Origin of the sequence: Micromonospora sp. NPDC049089, from assembly GCF_040648775.1 — a bacterium.
Taxonomy (GTDB): Bacteria; Actinomycetota; Actinomycetes; order Mycobacteriales; family Micromonosporaceae; genus Micromonospora.
Genome location: NZ_JBEZEH010000081.1, coordinates 1 through 13,848, shown reverse-complemented (window position 1 = coordinate 13,848; position 13,848 = coordinate 1). Strand labels below are relative to the sequence as shown.

Genomic DNA, 13,848 nt, shown 5'->3' with positions numbered 1-13,848 from the left:
GCAGCGGCTCTCAGTATCGGCTGAGCTGGGCGTACGGGCTGAGCACGATGCGTGGTGACAGCGCCGGGTCCAGCCAGTTGAGCACGTCGACCAGGTGATCGTGGGCGAGGGAGACGCAACCGGCGGTGGCGTTGCCGGCGCTGGTGCTGAACTGGTGCAGGAAGATCCCGCTGCCCGCGTTCGGCACCGGCTTCGGCACGTTCGGCGACATGTTGTAGGTGATCACCGCGAAGTGCGTGTACGCGGGGACCTCCTTCCACAGGGCCTCGCTGGCCCCACCCGGGTTGGTCGAACTGTGCTGGAAGGTGTTGTAGAGCGCCGACGACGGGTTCTCGTTCCACCAGTCACCGTCGACCAGCCGCTGGTAGGGGAACCGCACGCCCGGGTTGGCGGCGATGCCGTACATGGTGGGGCCGATCGAGTAGACGCCGGTCGGCGTGGTCGGCACACCCTCCACGTGGTTGTCACTGAAGCCCTTCGAGCCGATCCGGGCGGGCAACGACGCCGAGGCCGGCTGCCAGGTGCTCCGCACCCGCACGAACGCCTCCAGCGTGGCATAGGTCGTGGTGTAGCTGCTGGCGCCGACGACGATCACCTGCTTCGTCTCCGCCGGCAGCGTGGTCAGCGCGCTTGCCCGGTTCTGGGGCTGCCACTTCGGCAGGGGCCGCTGTGGCGGTGCCGTGGCTGCGCCCGCCCGCAGGGGGCCGCTCGCCGCAAGTGCGGGCGCGGCCGGGGCGAGCACGGCCGGGGCGACCAGACCCGCCGCCGCGCCGAAAAGGAGAGATCTGCGCTTCATGCCGCCATCCTGACAGTCGAACCGGCGCGCGGTCTGCCCCGCTCGAACGATTCGCGGGCCGGGTCAGGACCGGGTCCGCAACTACCCGGCCCTGACCCTCGGCCGTCCGGCAGGGAAGCGGACGGCTCCAGCACCCCGCCGCGCGGGCGTGACACGACGCCACACGCCGGAACGGGGCGAGCCAGCCACTTTCGCACTCAGCTCCACGGTGCTCACCCGCCGAACGCCGACGCGCCCCGACACACCCCGAAGGGCCGGCAGCGCCGAGCCAGGTTAGGCGCGCTCCGACCGGCCGGACAAGCCGCGTCGGACGACCGGCGGCAGGAGTGATCCCACGCTGAAAATCGGGCAGATTCGCGTAACGCGACCATGATCGCCGACGCTGTTGGGCTTCGGTACGGTCAGAAGTGGCGCAGCAGGTCCCGGAACGCGGCGAGCCGCAGCACCCCGCCGTCGGTCGGGTCCAGCTCGTCGTCCTCCAGGACCCAGGTGTTCTCGTTCGGAATGAACACCGCGTTCAACCCGGCGGCCCGCGCCGGCAGGATGTCGGACTTCGGGGAGTTCCCGATCATCCACGCGCCGTCCGGCGCGAAGCCGTGCTCCCGAGTGAGCCACCGGTACGTGTCGACGTTCTTCTCGGCGACGATGTGCGCCGCCCCGAAGTGGTGCAGCAGGCCGCAGGCGTCCAGCTTGCGCTGCTGCTCCTCGCGGTCGCCCTTGGTGAGCAGCAGCAACTCGTGCCGGCCGGCCAACTCGTCGAGCGCGTCGGCCACCCCGGGCATCAGCTCCACCTGGTGCTCGACGAGGGCCACCGCCAGCCGATCGATCTCCTGACGTTCGGAGTCGGTGGCCGGCCGTTCGCGCAGCCGCTCCAGGCACTCCGCCAGGCTGCGCAGGAAGACCTTGCTGCCGTACCCGTGCGCCACCGCGTTGGCCCGCTCGATGTCGTCGAGGACGGCCCGCAGCGCGGCCCGGTCCAGGGTGGGGTGGTCCAGCCAGCCCAGGAAGTCGTCGATCACCCGCTCGAAGACGACGTTGTTCTCCCACAACGTGTCGTCCGCATCAAAGATCAACACCTGCGCCTGTCGTCGCGCCGCCACGTCGACCGTCATGCCATGCCCTCCCCGTGCCACCGCCCGCCAGGCCGAGAGACAGGATAGGCGGGAGATCGATGTGAGATCTTCCGGATTTTCGTGAACCGTCGCGGCGCGACCGCCGTCATGCGGACGCGACATCCATGATGATTCCCGCCCAGGTTCGGGACGGCTGTTGAGGAGTACGGCATGGTCACCATGAAGTGGGTCACCGGCGCGGCGATGCTGGCCTGCGCCAGCGCGCTGGTGGCGTGCCAGGGCGGTGCGGACCCGACGCCGAGCGCCGCGCCGGGCGCGCCGACGCCGTCGGGTGCCGTGACAGGCACGCCGACGCCCACGGCAGCGACGCCGACCACGTCGTCAGCGGCGGCGACCGACCCGCTGCTGTCCGGCAAGCGGGAGATCACGATCACCCGGGTGCGGGGTTCGGGGGAACCGTTGGAGATCAGCGGGCGGCTCGAGGAGGGCGGCGACACCGGCGGTCGCATCCTGTTCGTACCGACTCCGATCGGCGGCGATCGGTACGTGATCAGGGCATTCGGCACCAGGGACGGCCACCCCGCGAACGACGATCCGTCCTGCTGGCAGGTCAACGGCCTGGACATCGAGCCCGAACTGACCATCGGGGTCGCCGTCTGCGACCAGGACGACCCGATCCAGCGGTTCACCATCATCGCCAAGGGCGACGGCACATATGCGATCGGCAGCGAGACTCGATTCCTCCAGCACCTCCCCGGCAACGGCCTCATCCTCAAGGAGTTGGGCAACGCGAAGCTGAACACCACGTTCCGGTTCGCCGACAAGGGCCCGGCCGACCGCGAGCCTCTCAACTGACCACGGTCGACGGTGGGCCGTGCCGTGGTCACGGCCACCGCAGCAACCGCTGCGCGATCAGTGCCTCGCGGTCCTCCTGCCCCTCGGGTCGCAGCCGACCGCCGCGGGTGAGCATCACCACGCCGTGCAGCAGGCTCCAACCCACCTCGGCGAGGGTGTCCGGGTCCCGCCCCTCGGCCAGCGGGGTCAGGGCCGCCCGCAGTTCGGCGAAGACCGCCCGCGGCGCGGCCGGCACCCCGTCCACGCCGAGGGCCAGGTCGGGGGTCAGCGCGAGCATCGCGTCATAGACCTCGGGATTGGTGTACGCGAAGTCGAGGTACGCGGTTGCGACCGCCGGCCATACCCCCTCCGGGCTGCCGGTGGTCTCCGCGTGCGCCTCGGCGAGGTCGGCCGCCAGATCGGCGAAGGCGCACACCGCGACCGCGGCGATCAGCGCCTCCAGATCGGCGAAGTGCCGGTAGATGTCGCCCATGTCGATCTCGGTGCGTTCGGCGAGCCGCCGGGTGGTCACACCCGCCCAGCCCTCCGTCTCGGCCAGCTCTCGCGCGACAGTGACGATGAGGTCACGCCGGTCCTGTTCAGTGGCCTTCTCGGCAGGTCCGGGCACGCCCACGAGCGTAAGCGCGCACACCCGCCGTAGCGGTCGGGTGACAGATTGGCGACTGTTGTGGTGGGGCGGTGCCTTCGCTCCACGTGCCACAGCCGCCCCTGGCTCGTTAGGCGAGGAGATCACCGCGACAGGAGGGCACGTGATCGCTCGGCGACATCGGCGCGCGGCGAGCCGATGAGGAACACCCCCGACGGGTTGTTGCGCAGCGAGACCACCCGCCAGCGGGCCACCTTCCTGGAGCTCTTCCTCGACTTGGTCTTCGTCTTCGCCCTGACCAGGATCTCCGCGCGGCTGATCACCGACTTCACCGACGGCCAACGCGGCGTGTACGCGGGCCTCGGCCAGGCTCTGCTGCTGTTCCTGGCGCTGTGGGCGGTCTGGTCGGTGACGGTGTGGTCGACAAGTTGGCTCGACCCGGACACCCCGATCGTCCAGGCCGTCATCATCATGACGTTGGTTGGTTCCATGACGATGGCCGTCGCCGTGCCGGACGGCTTCGGCGCACGGGCCTCCCTCTTCGCCATCACCCTGGTGACCCTCCAGATCGGCCGGGTGGTGTTCTTCCGCGTCGTCGGGCACGGCCGGCCGGACCCGCAACAGTCCATCCGGATTCTGTTCTGGTTCGGCGTGAGCGCACCGTTCTGGGTCGTCGGCGGGCTGGTCGACGACGGCAGGGCTCGCGGGGCGCTCTGGACCCTCGCCGTCCTGATCGACTACACCGGACTGTTCCTCGGCTGGCCGACCCCCCGACTCGGCGCACGACGGCTCGGCGTCCAGACGATCGCGGCCGAGCACCTGGCCGAGCGGTACCAACAGTTCCTCCTCATCGCTCTCGGCGAGGCGATCTTCGTCATCGGCCTCGCCTTCAGCGGCAGCGAGTTCCACACCGACCAGACGGGTGGCTTCGTCCTGGCGCTGGCGAGCACCGTCCTGCTCTGGCGGATCTACTTCCACGTGGCGGGAGGGATGCTGGGCACTGCGGTCGACCGTTCCCGTAACCCGGCCCGGCTCGCGACCGACATGGCGTTCGCCCACCTGACCATGATCGCGGGGATCGTGCTCACCGGCGTCGGCTTCGAACTGTTCATCACCGAGCCGCGCGGTCACCTCCCGCCGACCTGGCTCATCGCCATCCTCGGGGGCCCCGCGCTCTTCCTCGCCGGGCGATCGACGCTCGAATACCAGGTATTCGGCCGGGTCTCCCGAAGCCGGATCGCCGGCCTGCTGACCCTCGGCCTGCTGACCGCGGCGGCACCGCACCTCCGGCCGGTCACCGCCGGCGCGGTTGCCGCCGTGGTGCTGCTCGGCATCGTCGCAGCGGACACGCGACGTTCCCGTCGGCAACCACCGGAGACACCCACTCCCCCGTACTAGGTGCTCTCATCATCGGCGCAGGGTGGTCGCCCGCCGCATGTGCGACAGCTTCTCGGGGTTACGCACGGCGTAGACCCCGCTGATCAGACCGTCGTCGATCCGCAGCGCAAGGACCGTGTCGACCGCGCCGTCGAGCCGCAGAATCAGCGCCGGGTGACCGTTGACGTGGGTGGGGTGCAGCGACATGGTCGCGGTCCTGGCGTGTGTGCTGCACAGCAGACGGGCCACCTTGTCGGCACCGACGACAGGCCGCAGCACGGCCTGCTTGATGCCGCCGCCGTCGCCGAGGAGCACGACATCCGGCGCGAGGACGTCGAGCAGGCCCTGCACGTCGCCAGTGTCGACGGCCCGCTGGAACGCGTCCAACGCCCGCCGCGTGTCCGCCGCCGAGACCATCCCCCGGGGCCGGCGCGCGGCCACGTGCGCCCGCGCCCGATGCGCGATCTGGCGAACGGCGGCCGGACTCTTGTCGACCGCCTCGGCGATCTCGTCGTACCCAAGGTCGAAGACCTCGCGGAGGACGAACACCGCCCGCTCGGTCGGCGCGAGTGTCTCCAGCACCAGCAGCATGGCCATCGAGACGCTCTCGGCGAGTTCGACGTCGTCGGCGACGTCGGGCGCGGTCAGCAGCGGTTCCGGTAACCAGGAGCCGACATAGGACTCCCTGCGCCGACCGACCGCCCGCAGCCGGTTGAGCGACAGTCGGGTGGTGATCCGGACCAGGTAGGCACGCTGGTCGCGCACCGCGGCGAGATCCGCGTCCGCCCACCGCAGCCAGGTCTCCTGGAGTACGTCCTCCGCGTCCGCGGCCGAGCCGAGCATCTCGTACGCGACGGTGAAGAGCAGGTTCCGGTGGGTGACGAACGCGTCGACAGCCCGGTCCCCCCGACCGTCCGCGCTCATGATTTCGCCTCCCGCGTCCATGCGCCCTCCAGTCTCACCGAACTCGACCGCGTCGCCCACCAGACACCGGCCTCGCGACTTCTGTGACACCGAGCGTCCGTGCTCCTCGTCACGTCACGAGCTGTCACAGCGCACCGGCCGACGGTGTCTCCTGTGCGACTCGTTACGGAGGGAAACTCATGAACCTGGCACTGTGGATCGCGGCCGGACTGTTGGCCGCAGTCGCCCTGGCCGGCGGCATCACCAAGATTTTCGTACCCAAGCAGAAGTTGGCCGCACACAACGGCGGCGGGTGGACCGGCGACGCCAGCGTGGGCTTCGTCAAGACCCTCGGGGTCCTCGAACTCCTGGCCGCGATCGGCCTCATCCTGCCCGCCGTGCTCGACATCGCACCGGTGCTGGTGCCGGTGACCGCCATCTGCTGGGTCCTGCTTATGATCGGCGCGATGATCACCCACCTGCGCTACGGCGAGGCGAGGTTCATCGTGCTGAATCTGGTCTACCTCGCGATCGCCGCCTTCGTGGCCTGGGGCCGCCTCGGACCCGAGCCCTTCGGCGGCTGACCTGAGCCCGCTCCTGCCCCGGCTGGCCGACGGCCGCCCCGCTGGCCTCGCGCGATGACGTCGCGGACCGCGCTGCGGAGACGCACAGGGCGCGGAACTGCCGGGACGGCGCGGCGCTCAGGAGGGCGCGGCGGCGGGGAAGCCGTCGGTGAGCGCGCCGATCACCCGCTGGATCCGGTGGTCCGCCGTCGGGTCGGTGGGGCCTGTCAACGCGACGTGGTGCAGCACGCCGACCACCGCCAGGGCCAGTGCCTCGGTGTCGGCGTCGGCAGGCACACGCCCGCGGGTCTGCTCGGCGGCCAGGTAGTCGGCGACCGCGCGTTCGATCCCCCGCAGCCCCGACATGCCACTGCCCAGGACCGCCTCGACGTTCGCCGTCAACTCCGGCCGGAACGCGGTCAGCCGGGTCAACGCCGTCAGCGTGCCCAGCGGTGTCGCCAGGACGGCCTGGCGCAGGTTGTCGGCGACAGTGCCGGACCCGGCGCGCTCCGGCAGGCCGGCCACCTCGCCGGTGATGTGGAAGACGCGGTCGACAGCGAACCCGGTCAGGAAGTCGTCGAAGTTCGCGAAGTGCGCGTAGAGCAGGCCGGTCGCGACGCCGGCCTCGCGCGTCACGGCCCGGCCGGTGAGCCGGCTCGGCCCCTCTTCAACGACCAACCGCTCGACGGCAGCGAAGAGCTGCTGTCTGAGCGCTGGGATGGCGACTCCGCGCGGCATGGCTGAAGTCTAGGCGGTTCCGCCGCCGCCGTTTGCATCGGTATGAACAATCGCTCATACTAGTTTGAGCAGATGCTCATTCTAGCGGCGAGGTGCTCGATGCGACGTGCGGTGATCGTGGGTGCGGGGATAGCCGGGCTGGCCACAGCCCTCCGACTCCACCAGGACGGATGGCAGGTCCTCGTGGCCGAACGGGCTCCGGCCCGGCGCAGCAGCGGCTACCTGGTGAACCTGATCGGGCCGGGCTACGACGCCGCCGAACGCCTCGGCCTGCTCCCCGCGCTCTCCGCCGCCGACCTGGGCCCGTTCACCACAGTGCTCGTCCACGCCGACGGTCGGCCCAAGTTCACAGTGCCGTCCGCCATCGCCGAGGCCGCACTCGGCGAGCGGGCCCTCTCGGTGTTCCGCGGCGACCTGGAAGCCAGCCTCTTCGAAGCGGTGCGGGGCCGGGTCGACATCCGCTTCGGCACCACCGTCACGTCCGTCGAACAGGACACCGACCACGTACGCGTGGAGTTGAGCGACGGCACCACCGAGCAGGCCGACCTGCTGGTGGGTGCCGACGGGGTGCACTCCACAACCCGTACCGCAGTGTTCGGCCCCGACTTCCGGGTGGACCTCCCGTACCTCGTGGCCGCCTTCCCGCTGCCCCACCCGGTGCCCGGCGTGCCCGAGTCGTCCGCCACCACCCACATCGGTCCCGGGCGCACCGCGGCGATGATCAACCTGGGCCCGCAGCGGTCGTCGGCGTTCTTCACCTATCGCAGCGCGGAGCCCGCCACCGACCTGCGACGAGGTCCGGTCGACGCGCTGCGGACCGCATTCGGAGATCTGGCGGGTGGCCTGCCCGACGCGATCGACCATCTTGCGCAGGACCCGGCCAGCGCCTACTTCGACGCCGTCAGCCAGGTGGTCATGCCACGCTGGAGCACCGGCCGGGTCGTCCTGCTCGGAGACGCGGCGTGGTGCGTGACGCTCTTCGCCGGACACGGCGCGGCCCTCGCCCTCGCCGGCGCCGACCACCTCGGCACCGCCCTGCGACGGCACGCCGACGACCTCCCGGCAGCACTCGCCGAGTGGGAGGCCGGACTACGCCCCGAGGTCGGCAAACGACAGGCACTCGCCCGCCGGGGCATGGCCCAGTACGCGCCACCCAGCCGATTCCACGTCTGGATGAGCGGCCTGACCATCAGGGCGGTCACCCTGCCCGGCATCAGCAGTCTCGTCCGGCGAGGTATCAAACGGGCGAACCGCTGAGCGGTGCCCCGCGTCACATCGGTTGACGTGAAGCGCCCAGCGTTAGCGACACCACTACAACCTGGATCGAGCACGATCATGCCGGGGCCGGGCGCCTCGTCAGCTACCTACTGATCGAACAATGCCTTGATGCCATGGGTCTTGAGCAGTTCGGGCACGGGGTCCACGGAGCGCCGACGGCCGGGGCGCCAGATATGCCCTACATTGATGGACGCGTTGGGCCCCGGCACGTCGTAGGGACCGCCTCGGGGGTTGACCGCCAGGCTGGCCCCCCACATCCCCAGGTCCACCCAGCCCATGCGCTCGATCTCATCCCAGGCGTACGAACGCTGCAAGCCTTTGCGATCGCGGACCAGCAGCCCCAGGTCGTCAGCGAACACCGCGTTTCGTGAGCGCTGGACGGCGATGATGATCCATCCGGCGCCAAACACCAGGGCGGTCCAGCTGAACAGGTCGAAGAGCGCCCCGACAACGATCATCACGAGCAGGATCACGCCCGGTATCGCAATACCGGGCCAGACCCGCGACTGACCGAGGACCTGCAACTCGCCCACCGGCTTCACCGACTCCCCCATGGCCGATCACGATAGTGAATGGCCCACACATAGGCGCCCTGCGCGAACGACCCGCCGCCCGCCGCCCGCCGCCCGCAGCGCGCGGGGCAGCGCGCTCAGGGCAGGGTGGGGGCGAGGGCGGGCACGGCACCCCCGGGGGTCAGCGGCGAAGGGTGAGGATCAGGTCGGCCACCAGGGCAGTCCAGCCGGTCTGGTGCCAGGCGCCGAGGCCGGCCCCGTTGTCGCCGTGGAAGTACTCGGGGAAGGCGATCAGGTTGCGCCAGTCCGGGTGGGTCTGGAACATCTGAGCGGCACCGTAGATCGGCCGTCGACCCCAGTCGTCCTGGGTGAAGAGCGAGATCAGCCGGGCGGAGAGGTCGTCGGCGATCTCGTCCAGGGTGTGCTTCACCCCGGAGCGGGTCGGGTACTCCACCTGGAGGTCGTCGCCGAAGAACGCCGCGTAGTCGCGCAGCGCGCTGATCAGCAGGAAGTTCGTCGGCATCCAGATCGGACCGCGCCAGTTCGAGTTACCCCCGAACAATCCGCTGGTCGACTCGGCCGGCTCGTAGCCGACGGAGAACTCCTGCCCGCCGAGGTTGACCGAGAACGGCTTGTCCAGGTGCGCGCGGGACAGCGTACGGAGGCCGAAGTCGGAGAGGAACTCGTCCGGGTCGAGCATCCGGGCGAGCAGGCGGACCACCTGCTCCGGGCCGACCATGGACAGCAGTCGCTGCTGCCGGCCGTCGGGGCCCAACCGGCGGGTGCCGATCACCTGCGCGTACTCCGGGCGGTTGGTGAGGAACCAGCGCAGCCGGGCGCCCAGTTCCGGTAGGTGGTGCAGGGTCCGGGCGGTGAGCCGGGTGGTGGCGGCCAACGGCAGCAGCCCGACGACGGAGCGGACCTTCAGCGGCACCTTCGTGCCGTCGGCGAGGCGCAGCACGTCGTAGAAGAAGGCGTCCTCGTCGTCCCACAACCCCTGCTCGTACGCGGCGGCGGCGATGTACGCGAAGTGCTCGAAGAACTTGGTGGCGGTGTCCACCCAGGTCCTGTCGTGTTCGGCGAGCACGATCGCGATGTCCAGCAGGTTGAGCGCGTACATGCCCATCCAGCCGGTGCCGTCGGACTGCTCCAGCACCCCGGCGACCGGCAGCGCCGCCGAGCGGTCGAACGGCCCGACGTTGTCCAGCCCGAGGAAGCCGCCCTCGAAGACGTTGTTGCCACCGGTGTCCTTGCGGTTGACCCACCAGGTGAAGTTGAGCAGCAGCTTGTGCATCACCCGGGCCAGGAACTCGTAGTCCCGGCCGCCGTCGATCTCGAAGACCTTCAGCGCCGCCCACGCGTGCACCGGCGGGTTCACGTCACCGAACGCCCACTCGTACGCCGGGATCTGCCCGTTGGGGTGCAGGTACCACTCGCGGAGCAGGAGCAGGATCTGCTCCTTGGCGAAACCCGGGTCTACCCGGGCGATGCTCACGCAGTGGAACGCCAGGTCCCAGGCCGCGTACCAGGGGTATTCCCACGGGTCCGGCATGGAGATGACGTCGAAGCTGGTCATGTGCCACCAGGCGCTGTTGCGCCCGTGCCGACGCCCGGCCGGCGGTGTCGAGCCCGGGTCGCCGTCGAGCCAGCGTTTGACGTCGAAGTGGTAGAACTGCTTGCCCCACATCAGCCCGGCGATGGCCTGCCGAGCGACCAGCGCCTCGTCCGGTGTGGCGGCCGGCGGGATCACTCCGGCGAAGAAGCGGTTCGCCTCGGCCCGCCGCGCCCACACCACGGCCTCGAAGCCGTCGCTGAGGTCGGCCGGGGGCGGCGGCGCGGCGGCCGGCGGCGACGCGGTGCGGGTCAGCCGCAGCCGGATCTGGCGCTGCCCGCCGGCCGGCACGTCGAGCACGTAGTGCAGCGCGCCCTTGGTGCCCTCGCGGGCCGGGTTGACAGTGGCCGCGCCGTTGACGACATGGTCGTTGATGCCGTCCTTCGGGTACGGGGAGCGGCCGGGCAGGCCCCAGAGCCGTTCGGCGTTGGTGTCGTTGTCGCAGAGCAGCGGCACCGGGCCGCCGTCGCCCTCCAGCAGCAGTTGGCCGAACACCCGGTGTTCGCCGACGAGGCGGGTGCCCTGACCGGTCAGCCGGGGGATCCGGTCGCCGCCGGGCAGACCCCAGGACCAGGTGTTACGGAACCACAGGGTGGGCAGGACGTGCAGGGTGGCCGCCTGGTCGCCCCGGTTGGCGACGGTCACCACCATGCAGAGGTCGGTCGGGGACGCCTTGGCGTAGTCGACCGTCACCGCCCAGTACCTGTCGTCGTCGAAGATCCCGGTGTCGACCAGCTCGTACTCGGTGTCGTCGCGGCCGCGCAACGCGTTCACCGCGACGAGTTCGTCGTACGGGAAGGCGGCCTGCGGGTAGTGGTAGCGCCAGCGCATCCACGAGTGGGTGGGCGTGGAGTCCTCGTACCACCAGTACTCCTTGGCGTCCTCGCCGTGGTTGCCGCTGTCGCCGCCGAGGCCGAACATCCGCTCCTTGAGGATCGGGTCCTTGCCGTTCCAGAGGGCGAGGGCGAACGCGAAGGTCTGTCGTTCGTCGCAGACGCCGGCCATCCCGTCTTCATTCCACCGGTAGGCTCTGGACCGCGCATGGTCATGCGGGAAGTAGTCCCAGGCCGTACCGTGCTCGCTGTAGTCCTCCCGTACCGTCCCCCACGCCCGCTCGGACAGATAGGGACCCCATGCACGCCAGTCCTGCTCCCCCGAGTCGGCCTGGGCGAGCCGGAGCCGCTCAGCGTCGGGTGGCGAGGCGTCGGAGGACGATCGGTCAGTGATCACGTGCACATCTTTGACGTCGCCGCGGTACTTGACCACAGCGGCCATTCTCGTCGTGGCGTGTTACACGTTGCCGCCGGTGGAGGAAACTTGATCGACATTCGGTTCGGCCCGCAGGTCTGCGGCGATCTGACCAGCGCGGCCAGCCGGGAGTGGCTGGTCCCCGACGGCCTCGGCGGCTACGCGATGGGCACCGTCAGCGGGCTGCGGACACGTCGCTACCACGGCCTGTTGGTGGTTCCCGGCGAAACGCCGGCGTCCCGCCAGGTGGGACTGGTGAGTCTTGATCCGGCGGTCACCCTGCCGTCCGGCGCACGGGTCCGCCTCGGCGCGCACGAGTGGGCCTCCGGCGACGTGGACCCGCGCGGCTTCGAGCTGTTGGAGCGCTTCGACCTGGTCGACGGGCTGCCCCGGTGGCGGTGGCGGATCGGCGCGGTGGTCATCGAACGGGAGCTGGCCATGCTGCCCGGCCGCTCCTGCGTCGCAGTGGTGCACCGACTGGTCGCCGGTGGTCCCGTGCGGCTGGAGCTGTCGGCCGCCTGCACCTGGCGGGACGCGCACGGCGAACGGCGGGCCGACGGCCCGGTCCCGCAGGTCGAGGCGGTGGCCGACGGCGCGGTGGTCGAGGGCGCGTACCGGCTCGCCGGCCCGGGCTGGACGCCCGAGGGGCAGTGGTGGCTGGGCGTGCACCACCGCGAGGAGGCCAACCGTGGTCTGAACGCGGACGAGGATCTCTGGTACGCGGGCCGCTTCTCCGGTGAGCTGGAACGCCCCGGCGACACGGTGTCGGTGCGGGCCTGGGCCGGTCGGCTCGACGAGGAGCCGCCGCCGGCCACGGAGATCGTGGCGACGGCCCGGCGGCGCAACCGGCGGGTGGTGGCGACGGCGAAGCCGGCCGACGACGTGGACGCCACCCTGGCGCTGGCCGCCGACGCGTTCGTGGTGCGCACCGACCAGGCGGCGGTCGACGTGGTGGCCGGGTACCCGTGGTTCGGGGCGTGGTCGCGGGACACGATGATCTCGTACGAGGGGCTGTTCCTCTGCACGGGTCGCGCCGACGAGGGTCGGGAGCTGCTGCGGGCGTACGCGGCGACGCTGTCCGAGGGGATGCTCGCCAACACGGCCGACACCGGTCGGGTGGAGTACAACACCGTCGACGGCACGCTGTGGTTCCTGCACGCGGTGAGCCGGCACGTCACCGTCACCGGCGACACCGACCTCGGCGACGAGCTGCTGCCGGCGCTGCGCACTGTGGTCGACGCGCACACCGCCGGCACCCGGTATGGGATCCGGGTCGACCCGACCGACGGGCTGCTCACCCAGGGCGCCGCCGGCACCGCGCTGACCTGGATGGATGCCCGGGTGTACGGGGTGCCGGTCACCCCGCGCACCGGCAAGCCGGTCGAGGTCAACGCGCTGTGGATCAACGGGTTGGCCGGGCTCGCGGAGCTGGCCGAGCTGGCCGGGCAGGACGCCGACGAGCTATGGGGACTCCACCGGCAGGCCACCGCCTCGTTCCGGGAGCGGTTCCCGGCACCGACCGGCTGGCTGCACGACGTGCTGGACGCGCCCGCGCCGGCGTACCCGTTGGGTGGCGCCGCGGTGCACGACGACGACGCGTTGCGTCCCAACCAGTTGCTGGCCTGGTCGCTGCCGTACGCGCCGATGGAGCCGGACGAGGCGACGGTGCGGCGGGTCGGGGGCGGTCTGCTCACCCCGCTCGGGCCGCGCAGTCTGGCCCCGGATTCCGCAGAGTTCGTGGGCCGGCACCGCGGCGGCCCGGCCGAGCGGGACGGGGGCTACCACCAGGGCACTGTATGGCCGTGGTTGCTCGGCCCGTACGTGGACGCGGCCCGCCGGGGGAAGATGTCCGTCGATGACGTTTTCGTTGGCATTGAGGCTCATTTGATGGAATATGGGTTAGGCTCAGTTAGCGAGACGGCAGATGGCCTCGCGCCGCACACCGCCACCGGGTGCCCGTTCCAGGCATGGTCGGTGGCCGAACTGCTGCGGGTGCGACGAAAGAGCCAGTAGCGCTTTACACGACCGCAACGGTGGTGTCGCCGCTGGTTATCGCGATCCCGGCAGGATTGGCCTCGATCCAGACGCGACGGCGACATCAATTCGGTGTCGGTCGGCGCGCGCCCGGGGACAATTCAAAGGGGGCCGCATGTCACTCGATGCCCACGTGATCGACATCAACCCCGCCCGACAGCTGCGGGTGCTGATGCTCTCCTGGGAGTACCCGCCGGTGCTCGTCGGCGGCCTCGGCCGACACGTGCACGCCCTCTCCGTCGCCCTCGCCGCCGCAGGCCACGAAGTCACCGT

The 13,848-nt window shown here is 70.7% G+C and carries 13 protein-coding genes; 6 read left to right on the top strand and 7 right to left on the bottom strand.

The window, feature by feature from the left end; translation table 11 throughout:
* Positions 1 to 10: 10 nt before the first annotated feature.
* Together AB0B48_RS16040 and AB0B48_RS16035 are read right to left on the bottom strand one after the other, a co-directional pair.
* The gene (locus tag AB0B48_RS16040; RefSeq protein WP_357201623.1) at positions 11 to 796 is read right to left on the bottom strand and encodes a L,D-transpeptidase family protein; all 786 of its coding nucleotides are present in this window, start codon (positions 794 to 796) and stop codon (positions 11 to 13) included.
* A gap of 401 nt (positions 797 to 1,197) precedes the next feature.
* Complete coding sequence (locus tag AB0B48_RS16035; RefSeq protein WP_355008412.1) at positions 1,198 to 1,908, bottom strand: HAD family hydrolase; 711 nt, start codon at positions 1,906 to 1,908, stop codon at positions 1,198 to 1,200.
* Positions 1,909 to 2,079: 171 nt separating this feature from the next.
* On the opposite strand from AB0B48_RS16035, the gene AB0B48_RS16030 reads away from it, so the two are divergent.
* Positions 2,080 to 2,724: a hypothetical protein gene (locus AB0B48_RS16030; RefSeq protein WP_357201619.1), complete on the top strand. Its 645-nt coding sequence runs from the start codon at positions 2,080 to 2,082 to the stop codon at positions 2,722 to 2,724.
* Positions 2,725 to 2,752: 28 nt separating this feature from the next.
* Here the strand turns inward: AB0B48_RS16030 and AB0B48_RS16025 are convergent, their stop codons facing one another.
* Positions 2,753 to 3,331, bottom strand: a complete 579-nt coding sequence (locus AB0B48_RS16025) for a TetR/AcrR family transcriptional regulator (protein WP_354944538.1) — start codon at positions 3,329 to 3,331, stop codon at positions 2,753 to 2,755.
* A gap of 177 nt (positions 3,332 to 3,508) precedes the next feature.
* On the opposite strand from AB0B48_RS16025, the gene AB0B48_RS16020 reads away from it, so the two are divergent.
* Positions 3,509 to 4,708, top strand: coding sequence for a low temperature requirement protein A (locus tag AB0B48_RS16020; protein ID WP_357201615.1), 1,200 nt, complete (start codon positions 3,509 to 3,511; stop codon positions 4,706 to 4,708).
* 9 nt (positions 4,709 to 4,717) lie between these two features.
* Here AB0B48_RS16020 and AB0B48_RS16015 read toward each other — a convergent pair whose 3' ends face one another.
* Positions 4,718 to 5,611 carry an RNA polymerase sigma-70 factor gene (locus tag AB0B48_RS16015; RefSeq protein WP_357201612.1) on the bottom strand — a complete coding sequence of 298 codons (894 nt, stop codon included), beginning with the start codon at positions 5,609 to 5,611 and terminating at the stop codon, positions 4,718 to 4,720.
* Between the two features lie 179 nt (positions 5,612 to 5,790).
* Here AB0B48_RS16015 and AB0B48_RS16010 point away from each other — a divergent pair, with 179 nt between their 5' ends.
* Complete coding sequence (locus AB0B48_RS16010) at positions 5,791 to 6,174, top strand: DoxX family protein (protein WP_357201609.1); 384 nt, start codon at positions 5,791 to 5,793, stop codon at positions 6,172 to 6,174.
* Between the two features lie 117 nt (positions 6,175 to 6,291).
* Here AB0B48_RS16010 and AB0B48_RS16005 read toward each other — a convergent pair whose 3' ends face one another.
* Positions 6,292 to 6,891 carry a TetR/AcrR family transcriptional regulator gene (locus tag AB0B48_RS16005; protein ID WP_357201606.1) on the bottom strand — a complete coding sequence of 200 codons (600 nt, stop codon included), beginning with the start codon at positions 6,889 to 6,891 and terminating at the stop codon, positions 6,292 to 6,294.
* A gap of 99 nt (positions 6,892 to 6,990) precedes the next feature.
* Here AB0B48_RS16005 and AB0B48_RS16000 point away from each other — a divergent pair, with 99 nt between their 5' ends.
* A complete protein-coding gene (locus tag AB0B48_RS16000) occupies positions 6,991 to 8,148 on the top strand; it encodes an FAD-dependent oxidoreductase (RefSeq protein ID WP_357201603.1) in 1,158 nt (385 codons plus the stop codon).
* Positions 8,149 to 8,255: 107 nt separating this feature from the next.
* Here AB0B48_RS16000 and AB0B48_RS15995 read toward each other — a convergent pair whose 3' ends face one another.
* The gene (locus AB0B48_RS15995; RefSeq protein WP_357201600.1) at positions 8,256 to 8,723 is read right to left on the bottom strand and encodes a hypothetical protein; all 468 of its coding nucleotides are present in this window, start codon (positions 8,721 to 8,723) and stop codon (positions 8,256 to 8,258) included.
* Positions 8,724 to 8,862: 139 nt separating this feature from the next.
* Positions 8,863 to 11,568 (bottom strand): glucosidase, encoded by a 2,706-nt coding sequence (locus AB0B48_RS15990; RefSeq protein WP_357201597.1) that lies wholly within the window; start codon positions 11,566 to 11,568, stop codon positions 8,863 to 8,865.
* Between the two features lie 42 nt (positions 11,569 to 11,610).
* On the opposite strand from AB0B48_RS15990, the gene AB0B48_RS15985 reads away from it, so the two are divergent.
* Both AB0B48_RS15985 and AB0B48_RS15980 read left to right on the top strand, forming a co-directional pair.
* On the top strand, positions 11,611 to 13,554 hold the full coding sequence (locus AB0B48_RS15985; protein ID WP_357201594.1) for an amylo-alpha-1,6-glucosidase: 1,944 nt from the start codon (positions 11,611 to 11,613) through the stop codon (positions 13,552 to 13,554).
* Positions 13,555 to 13,690: 136 nt separating this feature from the next.
* A partial coding sequence (locus tag AB0B48_RS15980; RefSeq protein ID WP_355008434.1) for a glycogen/starch synthase occupies positions 13,691 to 13,848 on the top strand: 158 nt, incomplete at its 3' end.